Origin of the sequence: Hahella chejuensis KCTC 2396 (genome assembly GCF_000012985.1) — a bacterium.
GTDB lineage: Bacteria > Pseudomonadota > Gammaproteobacteria > Pseudomonadales > Oleiphilaceae > Hahella > Hahella chejuensis.
This window is the reverse complement of sequence record NC_007645.1, coordinates 457,112-473,714: the sequence shown is the minus strand read 5'-3', so window position 1 is coordinate 473,714 and position 16,603 is coordinate 457,112. Positions and strand designations below refer to the sequence as shown.

The following is a 16,603-nucleotide window of genomic DNA, read 5'->3' as shown; positions in this document are numbered from 1 at the left end:
GCCGGAAACCTCTACCCCGGTCAGAACAGGTCCACATCTCCCGCTACCTTGGTGTGGCTTAACTCGTCCATATAATGCTCTTCACGCTGGATCACCGTGTCGTTGTGCAAAGATTTCAGACGCTTCATCATGACTTTGCCGTTGGTGGGGTCATACAAAATCTTACGTGGGTAATCGCCGCCGACGTCTTCTGATGCGATCTTGAAACCATCCACTTCCAGATAACGGCGCACAAACTCGATATTCTTGTCTCCTACGCTGCTCATGCCGCGGATCACATTGGCGCCACCGAATATTTTCACTTCCAGCGTGCTGCGCTTGCCGGTAAGTTTCATGACGTCATTGATCAGATGCTCCATGGCGTAGTTGCCGTAGCGGAACGCGTCGCTGAGGATATCCATGCGGCCGCCGCCGGCGTTTTGCGGCAGCATAAAGTGATTCATACCGCCGATGCCGGAAGCCGGATCGCGCACGCAGGCGGAGATGCAGGAACCCAGCACAGTGCCAATCAATTCCTGCTGGTTGGTGACGTAATACTCCCCGGGCATGATCTTGGCCATAAAACGGCCCTGGTTCTGCACCCAGAAGCGGTTGACACTCTGGAACCATGGCAGACTCAGCGGCGGCGGTTGCGGTTTTTTCTGAGCGGAATTCACGCTAAGTCACCTTCTGATAGATGGTTTGCCCCAGGGAGACGAATTCACTGGACACCCCATGCAGGGATTCAGAGTGCCCCATGATCAGGTAGCCTGTGTCCACCAGGCTGTCCGCATAGCGGGCAATGAGTTTCTGTTTGGTTTCGCGATCGAAATAGATCACTACGTTACGACAAAAAATCACATGGAATTTGTGCTGGAAAGAGAATGGCTTAATCAGGTTTACCTGTATGAATTCGATATTCTTCTGCAGCTCCGAAGATACCCGCGCCATGCCTGCGTTGGTCCCCTTGCCGCGTAATAACCAGCGTTTCTTGACCGGCGTGGGAATCGATTCGACGCGCTCCAGGGGATAAACGCCGCGCTGTGCTTTACCCAGCACCTCAGTGTCGATGTCGGACGCAGTGATCCGCCAGCTCATCTTGGAGCCCTCTGTGGCCTCCGCCAGGGTCATGGCGATAGAGTAGGTTTCCTCTCCTGTAGAACAGCCCGCGGACCACACTCGAAACTCCTTGACGCCGGCACTGGCGTATTCCGGAACGACTTTATCGCGCAAAAACACAAAGTGATGGTTTTCCCGGAAAAAGGACGTGAGGTTGGTGGTCAACGCATTGATAAAATGGGTGAACTCTTCGTCCTTATGCCGCTCCAGGTAGGCCACGTACTGATCGAAGTTGCTCAGCTTCAGAGCGCGCACCCGCTTGGCCAGACGTGAGTAGAACATTTCATACTTGTTGTTCTGCACCACAATCCCGGTATGGTCATAGCTCAGCGCGCTGAGCTTAGCGAAATGCTCCTGGGTGAAGTTAAATTCCCGCGTCCGTTCGCTGGTATGCAGCTTATCATTCATAAGCCGCCTTCCTTCAATCCGCCAGCCCAGGCAGTTGCGCCTGCAGTGACAGCAAGCGCACTACCTGCTTCATGTAGTCCGACGCTTCCAGCCAGTCGATGCCGCCGCCATGGCTGAGCTGTCGTTTTTGCACCGCCAGCAGCAGTTGCAGCGCCGCCGCGTCCATGACTTCCACCTCCGCGCCATCGAACTTGATGCGTTGCGTCGCAGGCGCGTTATTCACTTGTTCGTATACTTTCTCCACCGAGCTGATGGAAAAAGCGCCCGGCAACTTGATTGCGCCGGCCTTAATAGCTTCATGCTGTTCACTCATTCCTTGCTCCAGGATTCCATCTGGGTGAATGTTTCCGGATCGAGTAGTTTATCCACATCGATCAGCACCACCATGCCTTCATTGCGGTTAACGACGCCAGTGAGATAGCGGGTATCGAGCTTGGACCCCAGTTGCGGACGCGCCTTGATATCCTTTTCCGCCACATCCATGACGTCCGCCACCCGATCCACCACCATGCCCATGGTGTGATGCTCCGCTCCGTCGGCCTTGTCCAACTCCACGGAGACGATGATCACCACCGTCTCACGGTCGTAATCCGCCTTGGGCAGCGCGAAGCGCACCCGCAGATCGACGATGGGCACGATACCGCCGCGAAAGTCGATGACGCCCTTGATGTACTTGGGCACATTGGGGATTTCCCGTGGTTTGTTCCAGCCCCGAATCTCCCTCACGCGCAGGATATCAAGCCCATAGGACTCCTCTCCCAGCCAGAAGGTCAGAAATTGCAGGTTATTGTCCGCGCTCTGCTGCGCATTCTGTCGCTTATCCATCAGAACACTTCCCAATCCTCATCCCCAGACTCCGCCTTGGACGCGGGTTTGGATGCTGGTTTAGACGCCTTTCCGGCTACGGGTTCAGGCGCCGCTTTCACTCGCGACGCCGCTTTGGGCGCGCTCACAGCAGCGCCCTGACCGCCATCGACTTTAAAGAACGACATTAACTGCACCATCTGCTCAACACTATCCAGGGAAGACTCCGCTGAGGACGCAGTTTCTTCCGCCAGCGCCGCGTTTTGCTGGGTAATTTCATCCAGCTCCATGACCGCTTTGTTGACCTGCGCCAGCCCTGAACTTTGTTCCTCCGTCGCCGCCGCGATATCGGAAATTAAATCGCTGACTTTCTTCACATGCAGGATGATTTCATCCAGGTTCTTGCCGGACTCATCCACCAGCTTCGAACCCGCCTGCACTTTCTTCACACTGTCTTCGATGAGATCCTTAATCTCCCGCGCGGAGGTCGCGCTACGCTGGGCCAGATTACGCACTTCCGTCGCCACTACCGCAAACCCCCGTCCCTGGTCGCCAGCGCGGGCCGCCTCCACTGAGGCGTTCAGCGCCAGCAGGTTGGTCTGGAACGCGATGTCGTCGATCACCCCGATAATTTCCGCAATTTTGCGGCTGGCTTCATTGATCTCGCCCATGGACGCCACTGTGCGCTTGGTGACTTCGCCCCCGGTGGCGGCGGCGTCTCTGGCGAGGTTGGACAACTGATCCGCCTGACGGGCGTTATCCGCCGTGTTGCGCACATTGCTGGATAGTTCTTCGATGCTGGAGGCGGTTTCCTCCAGGCTGGAGCTTTGCTTTTCGGTGCGCTCCGAGAGTTGGTTATTGCCGCTGGAGATTTCCTGGTTAGACGAACGCACACTGTCGCTGCTGTCGATCAGCTGACGCATAATGCTGTCCAGACGCTCCATACTGGAGTTGGCGGCCTGCGCCAGATCGTCATAGCCGCCCTGGTAATCATCACGCATGCGCCCTTGCAGTTCACCTTCCGCCAACCGCTGCATGACTTCTCGAATATCCTCCAGCACCAGATCGATCACGCCAACCAGTTCATTCAGGCCTTCCGCCAGCGTGCGCACAAAGCCTTCTTTGCCTTCCAGACCAATACGCTTCTTGAGATCTCCAAGCTTGGCCTTCTCGACCATTTCCTGCACTTCGCGTTCAATAGCCATTTGCGAACTGATGTCGCTCCACTGCACTACGAAGCCAAGGATGGCGCCCTGTTTGTCGCGGATCGTCCCCGCCGTCAGATCAAAGTAGGCGTCGCCCAGTTGCAATCGGGCGTCATGAGGCTTGTTGAGCTGCGTCAGCAGGCGACGCTGATGCTCGGGATTTTTGTGAAACACATCGATGCACTCGCCGATCAGGTTGTCGGCGTTGAACTGCGGTAAACGTTTACGAATCTCCGGCTCCGCATTCTTCAATGCCTGCGTCACAGCTGGGTTCATGTATGTGATTTTGAACTCTTCGTCGGCCACCATCAGCCCCACGCTGGCGGTCTCTATGGCTTGCTGAAGGCGCGACATGCGCACCATCTGGGCCTGATCCCGCGTTCTTTGCTCACGCAACATATTGCGCATCGCCAACAGACGCCCGTATATCCCTGGACGCTCCTCCATGGCTTCATCCAGACGCCCTTCAGAGACTGCGCCAGCAATGTTTTGTAACTCGAGAGGCTCTCCGCCAAGCACGTTAAACAGCCATTTACGAAAGCGCCAGATACCAAACGCCCCGCCAAACAAACCCGCCAGCACCACCGCCAGGACAATGGTAAAGGTGCGATTCAATTCAGCATGGTTCGTCTCGCCAATGCTGGTAGTGCGGCCTTCAATCAGTTCGCTCAGCGCGCCCAGCTTTTCCTCCAACACCTCAAACGATTCTTGAAATTTCAACGCGTTAGTTTCAACACTGGTGAGTGTTGGGCTGCCCAGAACCGCTTTTGCCGTAGAGAAATAATGCTCAACATCCGGTTTGACGTTTTCCAGCGCCTCCCCCACCGCCGTTGAAATACTTGATTTCAGAATCACCTCGATATCACTACGCATGGCCGACTCATGCTCGACAAAGTCATTCCGGGCCAACTGCATATCGCTGGCGCGACCTTCCGTCATCCCATAGGCGTACTGATACACAACGCCTCGAATGCCGTCATGACGCATATCCAGATCCCCTGCTGCGCGCACGGCGGTGACCACGGCCTCCATTTGACTTTGATTAGCGTCGTTGGCGGACCTCTGTCCCACCAGAACAATGATAATTACAGCAAATACCAACGTGAGGAGAATTAAAGCCAACCACAGCGTACGCTTTAGAGTCATGATTCGGTCCTCAGAGCAGCGTCTGTCATAAAGGGGTTATCGTTTTAGGCGTTATCTGGGCCGCCTCCGCATTTCCTGTGGAGCCATGACTTTTAGAACACTTCCCAGTCATCCTCTCCGCCTTCCGTTTTCGGCTTGCCGGCAGGCTGCCTGGGTTGTCGCGCAGCCTGTTCAGGCGCCGGCGCCAGTTTAGGCTTTGGCTTCCTTATCGGGGCGCTTCCCTCCCCCCCACGCACTTTGAAGAAAGACATCAATTGCGCCATTTGTTCCACGCTTTCCAGCGAGGACTCGGCTGAGGACGCCGTTTCCTCCGCCAGAGCGGCGTTTTGCTGGGTGATTTCATCCAGCTCCATCACCGCCTGGTTGACTTGATCCAAACCGGAACTTTGCTCTTCCGTCGCCGCCGCGATATCGGAGATTAAATCCGCCACTTTTTTCACGTTGCCAATAATTTCTTCCAGCTTCTTGCCGGACTCATCCACCAGGCTGGAGCCCGCCTGCACTTTCTTGACGCTGTCTTCGATCAGATCTTTGATTTCTTTCGCCGAGGTGGCGCTGCGCTGAGCCAGATTGCGCACTTCCGTCGCCACCACCGCGAACCCCCGCCCCTGTTCGCCGGCGCGCGCCGCCTCCACCGAAGCGTTGAGGGCGAGCAGATTGGTCTGAAAGGCGATATCGTCGATGACGCCGATAATCTCGGCGATCTTGCGGCTGGCTTCGTTGATCTCGCGCATCGACTTCACCGCCCGCTGCGTGACTTCGCCGCCTTCCGAGGCCGTATTGCGGGTGAGGCTGGACAATTGATCCGCCTGCCGCGCGTTGTCCGCCGTATTGCTGACGTTACTGGACAGTTCCTCAATGCTGGAGGCGGTCTCCTCCAGGCTGGAGCTTTGTTTTTCCGTTCTTTCGGAGAGCTGGTTGTTGCCGGTGGAGATTTCCTGGTTGGACGCCTTCACGGAATCACTGCTCTGAATCAGTTGGGTGACGATATTATCCATGCGCACCATGCTGCCGTTCACAGCCTCCGCCAGGGCGGCGAAGCGTCCTTCATGATCGTCCCGCATGCGTCTCTGCAGCTCGCCTTCCGACAACGCCTCCATGACTTGACCGATATCGCCGAGAACGTCATCCATCACATCCACCAAGGCATTCAGACCTTCTCCCAGCGATAGAAAAAAGCCTTTCTTGCCTTCCAGCTCCACTTTCAGGCTCAGATCGCCTCTGCGCGCCGACTCCACGATGCGCTGCACCTCTCTCTCTGTATTCACCTGCACGGTCATGTCGCGCCATTCCACCACAAAGCCCAGAATCTCCCCGGCTTCATTGCGGATTGCGCCTGCGGTCAGGTCAAAATAGGCGTCGCCCAGCTGCAGACTGGCGTCATAAGGCCGACGCAATTCCCTGAGCAAACGATGTTGATGAGAGGGATCGCGATGGAAACTGTCGATGCAGACGCCTTCCATTTTGTCAGCGTTGAAATGCGGCAGTTTCTTCTTGATTTGCACCTCCGCGTCTTTTAACACTCTCTTCACAGCGGGGTTGGCGTAAACGATATTGAAGTTCTCATCCGCCACCATTAAAGCAGTGGAAGTGGTTTCTATGGCCTGTTTCAACCGGGTGGTGATAATCAATTGCTGACGGTCCTGCTCAATGCGCTGCTTCAATTCATCGCGCATTTCCCGCAGCTTTCCGTAGACTCCGCCCGCCTGCGTCATCTGCGCTTCCAGATCGCCAGCGCTGATAGTGACGGCGGCGTTTTCCAGCACTGCCGGCTCTTCTCCCAGGGTCGACAGAAGGTTATGACCGAAGCGCCAGAGACCAACGCCGATAATAGTCAGCCCCACACAGACAATGCCCAGCACGGTTGCGAAAGCCGTGCTGATCTCTTGACGATTACCCTGCAGGATACTGTCACGCTCCGCTTTCAGCAGATCCTTCATCGCCAACGTACGCGTCTCCAACGCATCAAACTCGCGAGCGAATACCGGCGTTTTAGCGTGCAATGTGGCGACATCGCCGCTTTGCATCACCTGATTGGCCGCAGCGAGAAAGGCGTCGACGCTGGGAATCGCGGCCTTCATAGCGTCAGACACCTTCTCTGACACATGGGTATTCACCACGGCCTCCACGTTCCTCCGTATCGCTGTTTCAAAATTTGCGTAATCCCGGCGCGCTTCTTCCTGCACAGGCTGATTCGCCGTTTCCACGCCATAGGCGTAGTTATAAGTGGCTCCGCGCACGCCTTCCCGTCGCATGTCCAGGTTGCCCATCACCCGAACCACTTCCGTCAGCCTTTCTACTTGCTCCTGGTTGGAAACCGTGGAACGGTTCTGCACCACCAGAACCATCACAATTACAGCGAAAATGGCGATAACAGCTACGCCAGCAAGCCATAAAGTACGCTTTAACGTCATGTCCTTCCCCGATATCCTAAGGTTATTGTTGTTCCCGTCCGGCTCTCACGCGGTTTTCTCCACTTCCATTCCCAAAGCTCGGATCAAGTCCAACATGACGATCATGCGTCCGTCATACTCGACCACGCCTTGAGCGAATTGCGTCGCTTTGCGTTTGCGTAATTCCGGTGAGGGTTGAATTTTGCTGGAGGGAAAGCGGACCACGTCGTTCAACGCGTCAATAACGGCACCGCGCACCCGTTCTCTTCCCCCGGAGTCGAAAGCGAACATCACCACGACGGTGTGCTTGTTGTATTCCAGTTTGGTCAGTCCGATACGTTTGCGCAGATCGATGATCGGTACGATAGCGCCGCGCACGTTGATCAAGCCGCACTCCCAGGGTTCTGCGTAAGGCACCCGCGTCACTGGTTCCCAGGCGCGAATTTCCTTCACCAGCATAATCGGCGCGGCGTATTCTTCGTCCGCCAGACTGAACGTCAGATATTCATTTTCCTGTTCCGCCTGATGCTCCGCATCCTGCTCTTCTTCAAGGGGTTGTTTAACCTGCATCTGCATAGCTGACTTCCGAATCTTTTTGCAGTTGCGACAGACCGCTGACATCCAGAATCAGCGCAACTCTGCCGTCTCCGAGAATCGTGGCCGCCGATACGCCCGGTATCATGCGGTAATTCTCTTCGAGGGATTTGATGACGATTTGCTGCTGGCTGAGCAGCTCATCCACAAACAAGCCAAAACGTCGGCTTTCATGCTCAACGATCACAATAATGCCATCCGTAAGCGGCTTGGATTTTTTGCTTTCGTTCTGCGCGGCGTCCAGGGCCTCCGATAACCGCAATACAGGCAGATAGGCGCCGCGCAGTTTGATAGTCTCATGGGTTCCCGCCACCCGGTTGATCATGGAGGGGTCGGGTTGCAGGGACTCAATGATGGTCACCAGCGGAATCACGTAAAGCTCTTCGCCCAGCGAAATCAGCTGACCGTCCATGATGGCGAGCGTCAAAGGCAGCCGTATAGTGAAACGCGTACGCCGATTCAGTTCAGACTCCACCTGAATACTGCCGCCGAGGCTTTGCACATTGCGCTTCACCACGTCCATGCCGACGCCGCGGCCGGACAGGTCGCTGGCTTCCTCTTTGGTGGAAAAGCCTGGCAGGAATATCAGCTCGAAAATCTGCGCTTCGCTGAGAATCGCGTCGCCGGCGATCAGCCCCTTGCGCTTGGCTTTGGACAGCAACACCTGCGGGTCCAGGCCTTTGCCGTCGTCCTCCACTTCGATCACGATGTTGCCGACCTGATGGTACGCGCGAAGGTACACGGAGCCATGTTCGGGCTTGCCTTTGGCGGTGCGGTCCGCCGGACTCTCAATGCCATGGTCCACGCTATTGCGCACCAGATGCACCAGGGGGTCGGTGATCTTTTCAATAACGGTTTTGTCGACTTCGGTGTTTTCTCCGCTGAGCATCAGTTCAATGTCTTTGCCCAGTTGTCGACTCAAGTCCCGCACCATGCGCGGAAAGCGATTAAAACAGAAGGAAATCGGCAGCATGCGAATTTGCATGACGCCTTCTTGCAACGCCCGGGTCTGACGTTTCAACTGGGTCAATCCCTGCAACAGCTTTTCCATACCCTGCAAGGCTTCGTCCTCGCTGAGCATGTTCAACATGGACTGGGTGATCACCAGCTCGCCCACCATATTGATCAGCGCATCCACTTTTTCCAGATCGACGCGGATGGACTGACTTTCCGCCACCATAGCCGGCTTATTCTGCTTCGCAGCGGGACTGGCTCCCTTATCCGACGCTTGCGCCTGCTCATCCACCGGGGCGGAAGGCTCCGCAAGGGTTTCCATCGCCTGTTGCGATGGCGCCGATTGCGCTTTGGGGATGGGCACAATCGCCATGTCGCACTCGTCTTCCACCCAGGCGAAAGCGTCGTCGATCTGGGCTTTGTCCACTGGCCGACGCAGCCTCACAGTCCACCCCAGGTAACTGTTAAGCGGCTCGAAATGCTCCCAGTCCGGCAGCGCGCTGAGGTCGCATTCAATCTCCGCGTCGCCTTCCGCCAGCGCCGCGACTTCCCTGGCCAGACGCAAAGGGTCATTGCCCCGTTGCATCATTTCTTTATGCGGCGTGAACACAACGCGCCAACCGCTGACGCCATCATCCGCATCGAACGACTCCGCAGCCGGCGCTGCTCCGCTGTCGGTAAAGGCCGCGTTGGACGTCGTCAGCGAGGCTTGATCCTGGGAAATGGCTTCGAGCTTGGATTTGTGCTGGGTGAATTCCTCTTCGGGGATATTTTCACTGGCTTTGGCGGAAGACAACAGCAGGCGCATGGCGTCCACGGACTCCAACAGCACGTCCACGATGGGCTGGGTCAGACGGCGTTTGCCGGCGCGGACCTCGTCGAGCAGGTTTTCCATTACATGGGTGTAGGCCGCCACCTGGGAAAATCCGAAAGTGGCGCTTCCCCCCTTTATGGAGTGGGCGGCGCGGAAAATAATGTTGATGGATTCAGGATCGGGCGCGTCAAGATCCACTTCCAAGAGGCTCGCCTCTATGGTGTTGACGGCTTCAAAGCTTTCTTCAAAAAAGACATCGTGAAAGCGAGAGAGGTCCATGCTCATGCGTCTCTCCTAAGCCGGCTTCAGCCGGTTATCCCAAGACTTTTTTTACCGTGGCGACCAGTTGATCCGGGTTGAATGGTTTGACGATCCACCCTGTGGCGCCCGCCGCTTTGCCTTCCGCTTTTTTATCCGCGCCGGACTCCGTGGTCAGCATTAACAACGGGGTGAATTTGTAAGCGCCTTCCGCACGAAGGTTTTTGATCAGGGAGATGCCGTCCATGACGGGCATGTTAACGTCGGTGATCACCAGATCATATTTGCCGGACTTCGCTTTGCTCAGCGCTTCCTGCCCGTTGGCGGCTTCATCAACTTGGTACCCGGCTCCCTTGAGAGTGAACGTCACCATCTGGCGCATAGAGGCGGAATCATCCACTGCGAGTATCTTTGCCATATAATCCCCAACACTTTTTTGAATGTGCGCAATAAACCGGTCAGGTTTCCCGAACTAACCCAGGTTACTGTCTTATACGGCTCAAACAGAATAACGGCTCAAAACTTAACCGGAACCTGAAATAAAAGCATAGCAGCATATTTAAAAATCACAGGGGCGAAGAATGCGAGGCGCACCGGTGTCACTAAAGGGCCGCGAAAGGCTTTGCGGCAAGGTTCAGCAAGTTGTAAAAGCGAAAACTTCCGCTTTAATTGAAGAAAAGATCAGGAATGGACGATCCGTGATAATGGCTGAACTCAATGTGCTGAAACAGGAAGACATTGACGATCTCGTGCGTCAGTACGAAGGCCGCTCCATTCCCCGTTTCGTCGCCTCGGCGACGCTGGCCAGCGAACTGAAAAGCACGATTCATTACGCCAAGCTCATCGCCATCTCCTCCAAGAACGCTCAGGCCATTACCGCCCGCGCCGGCGAATGGGGACAAGGCTTCAGCGGAATCACTCAATTCATCGAAGAAATCGCCTCCCGCAGTATGGTTTGCGCTGCGGATATCGGCGCCGCCTCCCGAGAGCTGTCCCGCAGCGCCGTCAAACTGATGAACCAACAGAAGTTCGCCTCGGCGTTGAATCGCTCCATGCGCGCCAATCAGGCGAAATCGGAAGAGTTGCGTGAAATTCTGCAGCGTAATCTGAAAGATCAGGCGCAACTGGAAGAGCAAACCAACGGCTACTATCGCAGCGTACGTAAGCTACTGACCGAGATCAGGGACTGCACCCGCGCCCTCAAGTCTATCGTCGCCAACTGCCGTATCGAGGCGTCCCGGGCGGGCCCCTTTCAGGAATCCCTGTTCACCATTGCTGAAAATATAGAAAACGCGGCCGAACGCATCAGCGAACGTATCGCAATCGGCCTGCGCCTGATGGGCCTGCTGACCTGACGCCGACCAGCCTCGGAACACAGCGGGCGTTGAACGACAACAACGCGGAAACGCGCGGGTATGGCGTTTCCTTTAGCAGACAGGTGGAGAACAGCGTCCATGCATTCCGAAGCGCTATGGCAGGGCAAACGCCATAAATGGATTATTTGCGGCCGAGATACCGACAAACCCCAAAAAATCATCGACACCAATCAATACATGGTGCGCACCGATCGCCGCTTGCTGATATTGGAGCCTGGCGGCATTGAGCTGTTTTCCGCCATGCTGGCGTGCGCGCTGGACTGGGCGCCGATACATGAAATCACCGATTTGTTCGCCTCCCACCAGGACCCTGACATCATTTCTTCGTTGGGACTGTGGGATCAGGCGCTGCCCAAAGCGCGCCTGCATGCGCCCTGGATATGGGAAGGCTTCATCCGCCATTTCGGCATGAGCCACATTGAGTACGTCGCGCTGCCGGACGAGGGCGGCGTGCTGGATCTGGACGGCGTCAATCTGCAGTTTATTCCCGCCCACTACATGCACTCTTCCGGCAACTTCAACGTCTATGACCCCGAACTCAAGGTTTTGATGAGCGGCGACATCGGCGCCTCACTGGAGCCGGGGCAACCGCCGCTGTTCGTGGAGAATTTCAAGGAGCACACCCGCTATATGGAGTTGTTCCACAAGCGCTGGATGCCTTCCAATACCGCCAAGAATGATTGGATCAGCCGGGTGCGGCGGCTGAACATCAAGTACATGGCGCCGCAACACGGACGCATTTTCAAAGACGACGATGTGGGCCGCTTCCTGGACTGGCTGGAACAGTTGGAAGTCGGCTCGGCGTTGCGCACCGCTAACCGTTGAGGCGACATAAGCGTCGCCTCAACGCGTTCAATCCAACTCAATCAGCGCTTTGACGGTAGCGTTTTCTCCGTCCAGCTCAAACTCGGAGCACAGCGCTTTGATAAGCGGCAAGCCGCGCCCGAAGGACTCGTCATTGCAATCCAGATCCTCTACTTTGATGGAGAAGCCGGGTCCGCTGTCACTGACTCTCACCATCATCCGCGCCGGACGGGTGTTGGATAAACGCACCTGCAGCCTGACGTAACCATCCTCCAGTTTTTCCAGGCGGGCGCCGCGCTCCTGATAATAGCGGTCAAAACCTTCGTCGTCGTCTTTCAGTGACGACAACAATCCCAACACGCCATGTTCCAATGCATTATTGAACAACTCCGCCAGCACCATGAACACTACTTCCTTGCTGTTACGCACGACTGAGTGGCTGCCCAACCACTGCCGCAATATCATAAGCGGGTCGGAATCACGCAGTTGATCCGGCCCCCAGTGCAACTCCAACTGAAACTCCGGCAGATTGGACTTAGGCGACGTCTCTTCCCCCTTCAACTCCTCATCCGGGGGCGTTTCATATTTCGTCTCGGGCGGCGGCGCGCATTTCAACTCCACCAGGGACAGATCATCCTGTAAATCCGGATCGTCATTAAATTCATGCACCGCGGCGATCAGGGCGTCAAACAGGTTATTCTCGCCAGATTCCAGCACTTGCCGCAGGCGCTCTTCGCCAAACATCTCATTGGCGATATTGGGACACTCAGTGATGCCGTCCGTGTAGATGTAAAGACGGTCCTCCGCCGTGACGGAGATCGTTTCCGTCCAGGATTCAAACTCCTCCATCTCCATAATCCCGAGGGGCATATGAGCGGAATGAATGACTCGACGAATCTTATTGTCGCCGCTGACGATAAAGGCGTCCGGAAGCCCGCCGGCCCACAACTCGATTTTGCTGCGGGTGGAGTTGATCTCCAGCAGACAGGCGGCGAAGAACATGGTGGGGGGCAGAAAGCGCCTCAGTATTTTATTCAGTTCCAGAGAAATCTCGCTCACTGAGAGATTACGCTCACACATCGTGCTGAACGCCTGCGCCACGGGAATAGAACCGACGGACGCCGCCAGCCCGTGGCCGGTGAAGTCCCCCACCAGCACATAGGCGCCGCCGTCGCGCTTTTCTTTCAGCAACACCAGATCGCCGTTGAAGGTGGAGCGGGCGGTGCAATGATAGCGAATGCCGTACACATCCTTGGCGCTGAGTTTGAGCGCCGCCGTCATGATGTGCTGGGTCATCTCGTGCTCGGCCTGCACCTTGGTGTGGAAGTACGCAAGCTCCCGGTTCTGCTCCACCACCTGCCGATTCAGGGCCAGGGTGCGCGAATGCGCGCGAATTTTCGCCTGCAAGGTGACGAAATTGACCGGCTTGCCGAGAAAGTCGTCGCCGATGGACAGACACTCCACCAGGGCGCGGTCATCATCCAGGGCGGTCAGGAAAACGATGGGGATATGGTCCTGTCCGGCTTCCGCCTTGATAATACGCGCCGCTTCATAACCATTCATGCCCGGCATCAGCACATCCATGAGCACCACATCCGCGCCTTGCTCGCGCCAGATTTCCAGCGCCTGCTCGCCAGACTCCGCAAACTCGCACTTGTGACCGCCTTCCTCCAATACGAATCCCATGAGTTGACGACTGTACATATCGTCGTCCACCACCAGAATATTCATATCCATCCCCCTCACAAAGCCGCAATGGCTCAGCTAATGGCGAACTTCTTGTCAAACTTCGCTATCTCCAGAATTTTACGGATGCCGGGGGAGCAATTGACGATTTCGATTTTGACCGCATCGGAGCCCAGATAACTGCGCATATTCAACAACATACCCAGCGCCGAGCTGTCCATATGCTCGGTCTGGCGCATATCGATATAAAAATGCGTCTTTTGCTTGTAGGCCTCATAGGCCTCCCGGAACTGATTCACCACGCTGAAATCAAAACGCCCGCGAATGTAGATAGTGACGGCGGAGCCGTCCGAGGTGATTTTGGTTTCTATGCTCATAACACCCTGTTCCCTGAGGTTGATCTGACTGATCGTTTGCAGACAAACATAGAAGGAAGCTATTTGTCCGCCGGATTAAAACAGTTCAATGTCGGCGCCGGATTCCGCCGCTTTGGTCGAGCCATGCTTGCTGGTGTCGTTATGCAAGGAGCCCAGTCGCTCTCTGACCTTGGCGATATCCGCATACTTGCCGTTCTGACCGCAGACTTCCGTCTGTAAATGCAAGACGTTGTTCAACGCTTCCAGGCGCCCCATCATCCGGCTGCATGTCTGCATGGCGATATCGCCAAACTGCAGGCCGCGCACGCTGGAATCCACGGACTGCTTAATTTCCTTGGTCAGCTGAGTCATGCGGCCCACGGCGCCATTCACTTCATCATTGACTTCCCGCATGGTGTGAAGCATCTGATCGATGTAGCTGCGCGCATTGAGAGCGTCTTTCATGTCCAGCGAAGCCACATCCCCGACAATCGCGCGCACTTTGCTGATAGCGTCTTTGGTTTCGTTGGCCTTGTCCTTGATCTGCGTATTGAGATCGCTGGAAGTACGCGACAGACGTCGCACCTCATCCGCCACCACCGCGAAGCCGCGTCCGGCTTCTCCCGCTCGCGCTGCTTCAATGGCCGCGTTGAGCGCCAGCAGATCAGTCTGATCAGCGATTTCCTGAATATTGCCCAGCAGGGAGAACATCTGGTCGATGTGAGTGACCATATCCTCTATGCGATGCACCGCGTTGACGCTTTTCTCACTGACGCTGACCAACAGATCGACATAGGTTCCGATAACCTGATCCAGGGATTTAGCGAAGAACTCAATACTGATACTATCATCGATCATTTCATTTTTGCCGCCGTGCCTGGCGACTTTCTTGGGATCGCTCTTCTTGCCCTTCATCCGCTCGAAAATTTCTTTGGCCAGCTCATTCTGGTGGTTGGCCAGCTCGCTCAATGAAACAAACGCCTGCCCCAATAATTCGATGTTGTTACTGATGGTGTCCGCCAGATCGCGATTATCCGAACTGATGGAAGCCAACTGCCCATTGGCGTAATTGTCGATTTCCTTCACCGCGTTCTGGAAATCGCGCTCGCTGCTCTGTCGCTGCCGGTCCTCCTCTCCTTTGCTTTCATTCTGCTTGCCGTCGGAAATCAGGCAGGAGGCGAAAAACGACAAACTGGATATCGTAAACAGTCCGGCGGATAGCAATCCGGACGTCAGCCAGCCTGCGCAAAGCGTCGCCATCCCTGTTCCCAGGGCAGCCAATATGATTGGATCTTTCGCCATGAGGTTCTGTGTCATTGCAAGCATAGGGTTCCAGGAAAGCTGTTAGAAGTGGATTTAGTAACTATAGAACAACCTGCCGCCGCCGTTTAAAAAATAGCCCTGGATCAAAATAAAGCAGGGTCGCCAAGTTCAACGCTTCGGCATCAAAGCCAACCCGGAAAAATGCGCTATGCTTCAGAGATAACCATGCGAAAAAGCGGAATACGGATCATCGGCAAGGAGTTTCATATGGGTTTGAAATACGCAGGTCTAGTCATAGGCTCGCTACCCGAGCCCCTGCAGACAGCCAGCCTGAGCCTACTGGAATTGCAACAAAGCGAGCTGAAGGACGCCATTGAAAAGATCAACGGCGGCCAGTGGCATGCGATCATTCTCTGTATAGAGCAACCCCTTAAAGAAGCGCAAATGACCCTCGGCATGTTGCGTCAGGATACGCAGATCGCCGATACCCCACTGATATGCCTGACCTCAGACAACAGTGTCGAAGACACCATTGCGCTGTTCAACTCCGGGGCGGACGACGTCATCCCCACTAACACGCCTTCGGAAGAGTTCATCGCCCGCATCAACAAGGCCATCATCAACCTGATCGCCAACCGTCAGCTCAAGTCGCAATTACAATTCACTCATGATGTCGCCATGTCCGCCATGACTGACAGCGGCGACATGGGCGTCAATATCAACTTCCTGTTGGACTCCGCCGAATGCAACAACTTCGACGAGCTGGGACAACGGCTGTTCCAGGCGCTGAATAATTACGACGTGCGCTGCAGCTTGCAGATACGCGGTCGCTTCGAAGAAAAAAACATGGAGCCCAATGGCCTCTCCCGGGACCTGGAAAGCCGTCTGCTGCGACACTTTCAGGACGCGGGACGATTGCACAGCGCCGGACGCCGTCTGTTCATCAACTTCGACCAAGTCTCGCTGCTGGTGAAAAACATGCCGCTGGGGGACGAAAAACGCTGCGGACGTCTGCGGGATAACCTGTTCTATCTCGTACAGGGCATGGACAGCCGGGTGAAAGCGCTGGACGACCGCCGCACCACCGAACTACAGATGGAAATACTCAAGCAACTGACGTCCAAGGCGGAGAGAGTGCTGGAGGATATCGACAAGCGCTATGCGGACGTCGCGGATAAAATCATCAGCGCCACCGAAAACGCCGCCGAGCAAATGGTCTTCGCTCTGAATACATTAGGGTTATCGGAAGACCAGGAATACTCCATTATGTCGATCATCGACAACGCCATCTTCACCACCAACGACATCTTCCATCAGGGTCTGCGGGTCAATCCGGGGGACCGTCAACTGATTCAGAAGATATCCGAGATTATGAAGCTGCCTCCCGAAAAACTGAACCGCGCCTTGGAGCAGTTCAGCCTGGAGTGATTGGAAATAAAGCCGG

General features: G+C 55.6%; 15 protein-coding genes. 3 read left to right on the top strand and 12 right to left on the bottom strand.

From position 1 onward, the window contains the following. Window positions 1–20: 20 nt before the first annotated feature. The 9 genes from cheD to HCH_RS02070 all read right to left on the bottom strand — a co-directional run bounded on the left by cheD (window position 21) and on the right by HCH_RS02070 (window position 10,092). Window positions 21–656 (bottom strand): chemoreceptor glutamine deamidase CheD, encoded by a 636-nt coding sequence (gene cheD, locus HCH_RS02110; RefSeq protein WP_011394449.1) that lies wholly within the window; start codon window positions 654–656, stop codon window positions 21–23. Window position 657: 1 nt separating this feature from the next. Beyond that, on the bottom strand, window positions 658–1,506 hold the full coding sequence (locus HCH_RS02105; RefSeq protein ID WP_011394448.1) for a CheR family methyltransferase: 849 nt from the start codon (window positions 1,504–1,506) through the stop codon (window positions 658–660). Window positions 1,507–1,519: 13 nt separating this feature from the next. After that, window positions 1,520–1,819 carry an STAS domain-containing protein gene (locus tag HCH_RS02100; RefSeq protein WP_011394447.1) on the bottom strand — a complete coding sequence of 100 codons (300 nt, stop codon included), beginning with the start codon at window positions 1,817–1,819 and terminating at the stop codon, window positions 1,520–1,522. Next, on the bottom strand, window positions 1,816–2,331 hold the full coding sequence (locus tag HCH_RS02095) for a chemotaxis protein CheW (protein ID WP_011394446.1): 516 nt from the start codon (window positions 2,329–2,331) through the stop codon (window positions 1,816–1,818). The genes HCH_RS02100 and HCH_RS02095 overlap by 4 nt, the downstream gene beginning before the upstream one ends. Next, on the bottom strand, window positions 2,331–4,661 hold the full coding sequence (locus tag HCH_RS02090) for a methyl-accepting chemotaxis protein (RefSeq protein WP_011394445.1): 2,331 nt from the start codon (window positions 4,659–4,661) through the stop codon (window positions 2,331–2,333). Before HCH_RS02090 ends, HCH_RS02095 begins: the two co-directional genes overlap by 1 nt. Before the next feature lie 92 nt (window positions 4,662–4,753). Continuing rightward, window positions 4,754–7,075: a methyl-accepting chemotaxis protein gene (locus tag HCH_RS02085; RefSeq protein ID WP_011394444.1), complete on the bottom strand. Its 2,322-nt coding sequence runs from the start codon at window positions 7,073–7,075 to the stop codon at window positions 4,754–4,756. 45 nt (window positions 7,076–7,120) lie between these two features. Then, the gene (locus HCH_RS02080; protein ID WP_011394443.1) at window positions 7,121–7,630 is read right to left on the bottom strand and encodes a chemotaxis protein CheW; all 510 of its coding nucleotides are present in this window, start codon (window positions 7,628–7,630) and stop codon (window positions 7,121–7,123) included. Then, window positions 7,614–9,701 (bottom strand): chemotaxis protein CheA, encoded by a 2,088-nt coding sequence (locus HCH_RS02075; RefSeq protein ID WP_011394442.1) that lies wholly within the window; start codon window positions 9,699–9,701, stop codon window positions 7,614–7,616. Before HCH_RS02075 ends, HCH_RS02080 begins: the two co-directional genes overlap by 17 nt. Window positions 9,702–9,729: 28 nt before the next feature. Beyond that, window positions 9,730–10,092, bottom strand: a complete 363-nt coding sequence (locus HCH_RS02070; RefSeq protein WP_011394441.1) for a response regulator — start codon at window positions 10,090–10,092, stop codon at window positions 9,730–9,732. Window positions 10,093–10,378: 286 nt separating this feature from the next. Here HCH_RS02070 and HCH_RS02065 point away from each other — a divergent pair, with 286 nt between their 5' ends. Together HCH_RS02065 and HCH_RS02060 are read left to right on the top strand one after the other, a co-directional pair. Beyond that, window positions 10,379–11,029 carry a hypothetical protein gene (locus HCH_RS02065; protein WP_041598362.1) on the top strand — a complete coding sequence of 217 codons (651 nt, stop codon included), beginning with the start codon at window positions 10,379–10,381 and terminating at the stop codon, window positions 11,027–11,029. A gap of 99 nt (window positions 11,030–11,128) precedes the next feature. After that, window positions 11,129–11,875, top strand: a complete 747-nt coding sequence (locus HCH_RS02060; RefSeq protein WP_011394439.1) for an MBL fold metallo-hydrolase — start codon at window positions 11,129–11,131, stop codon at window positions 11,873–11,875. A gap of 27 nt (window positions 11,876–11,902) precedes the next feature. On the opposite strand, the gene HCH_RS02055 is transcribed toward HCH_RS02060, so the two are convergent. The 3 genes from HCH_RS02055 to HCH_RS32045 form a co-directional block, all read right to left on the bottom strand. Next, window positions 11,903–13,585 carry an ATP-binding SpoIIE family protein phosphatase gene (locus HCH_RS02055; protein ID WP_011394438.1) on the bottom strand — a complete coding sequence of 561 codons (1,683 nt, stop codon included), beginning with the start codon at window positions 13,583–13,585 and terminating at the stop codon, window positions 11,903–11,905. A 29-nt stretch (window positions 13,586–13,614) separates the two neighbouring features. Then, complete coding sequence (locus tag HCH_RS02050; protein ID WP_011394437.1) at window positions 13,615–13,917, bottom strand: STAS domain-containing protein; 303 nt, start codon at window positions 13,915–13,917, stop codon at window positions 13,615–13,617. A 75-nt stretch (window positions 13,918–13,992) separates the two neighbouring features. Then, window positions 13,993–15,222, bottom strand: a complete 1,230-nt coding sequence (locus tag HCH_RS32045) for a methyl-accepting chemotaxis protein (protein ID WP_083769695.1) — start codon at window positions 15,220–15,222, stop codon at window positions 13,993–13,995. 204 nt (window positions 15,223–15,426) lie between these two features. On the opposite strand from HCH_RS32045, the gene HCH_RS02040 reads away from it, so the two are divergent. After that, entirely contained in the window at window positions 15,427–16,587 is a 1,161-nt protein-coding gene (locus HCH_RS02040; RefSeq protein WP_041598361.1) for a response regulator, read from the top strand. Window positions 16,588–16,603: the final 16 nt, after the last annotated feature.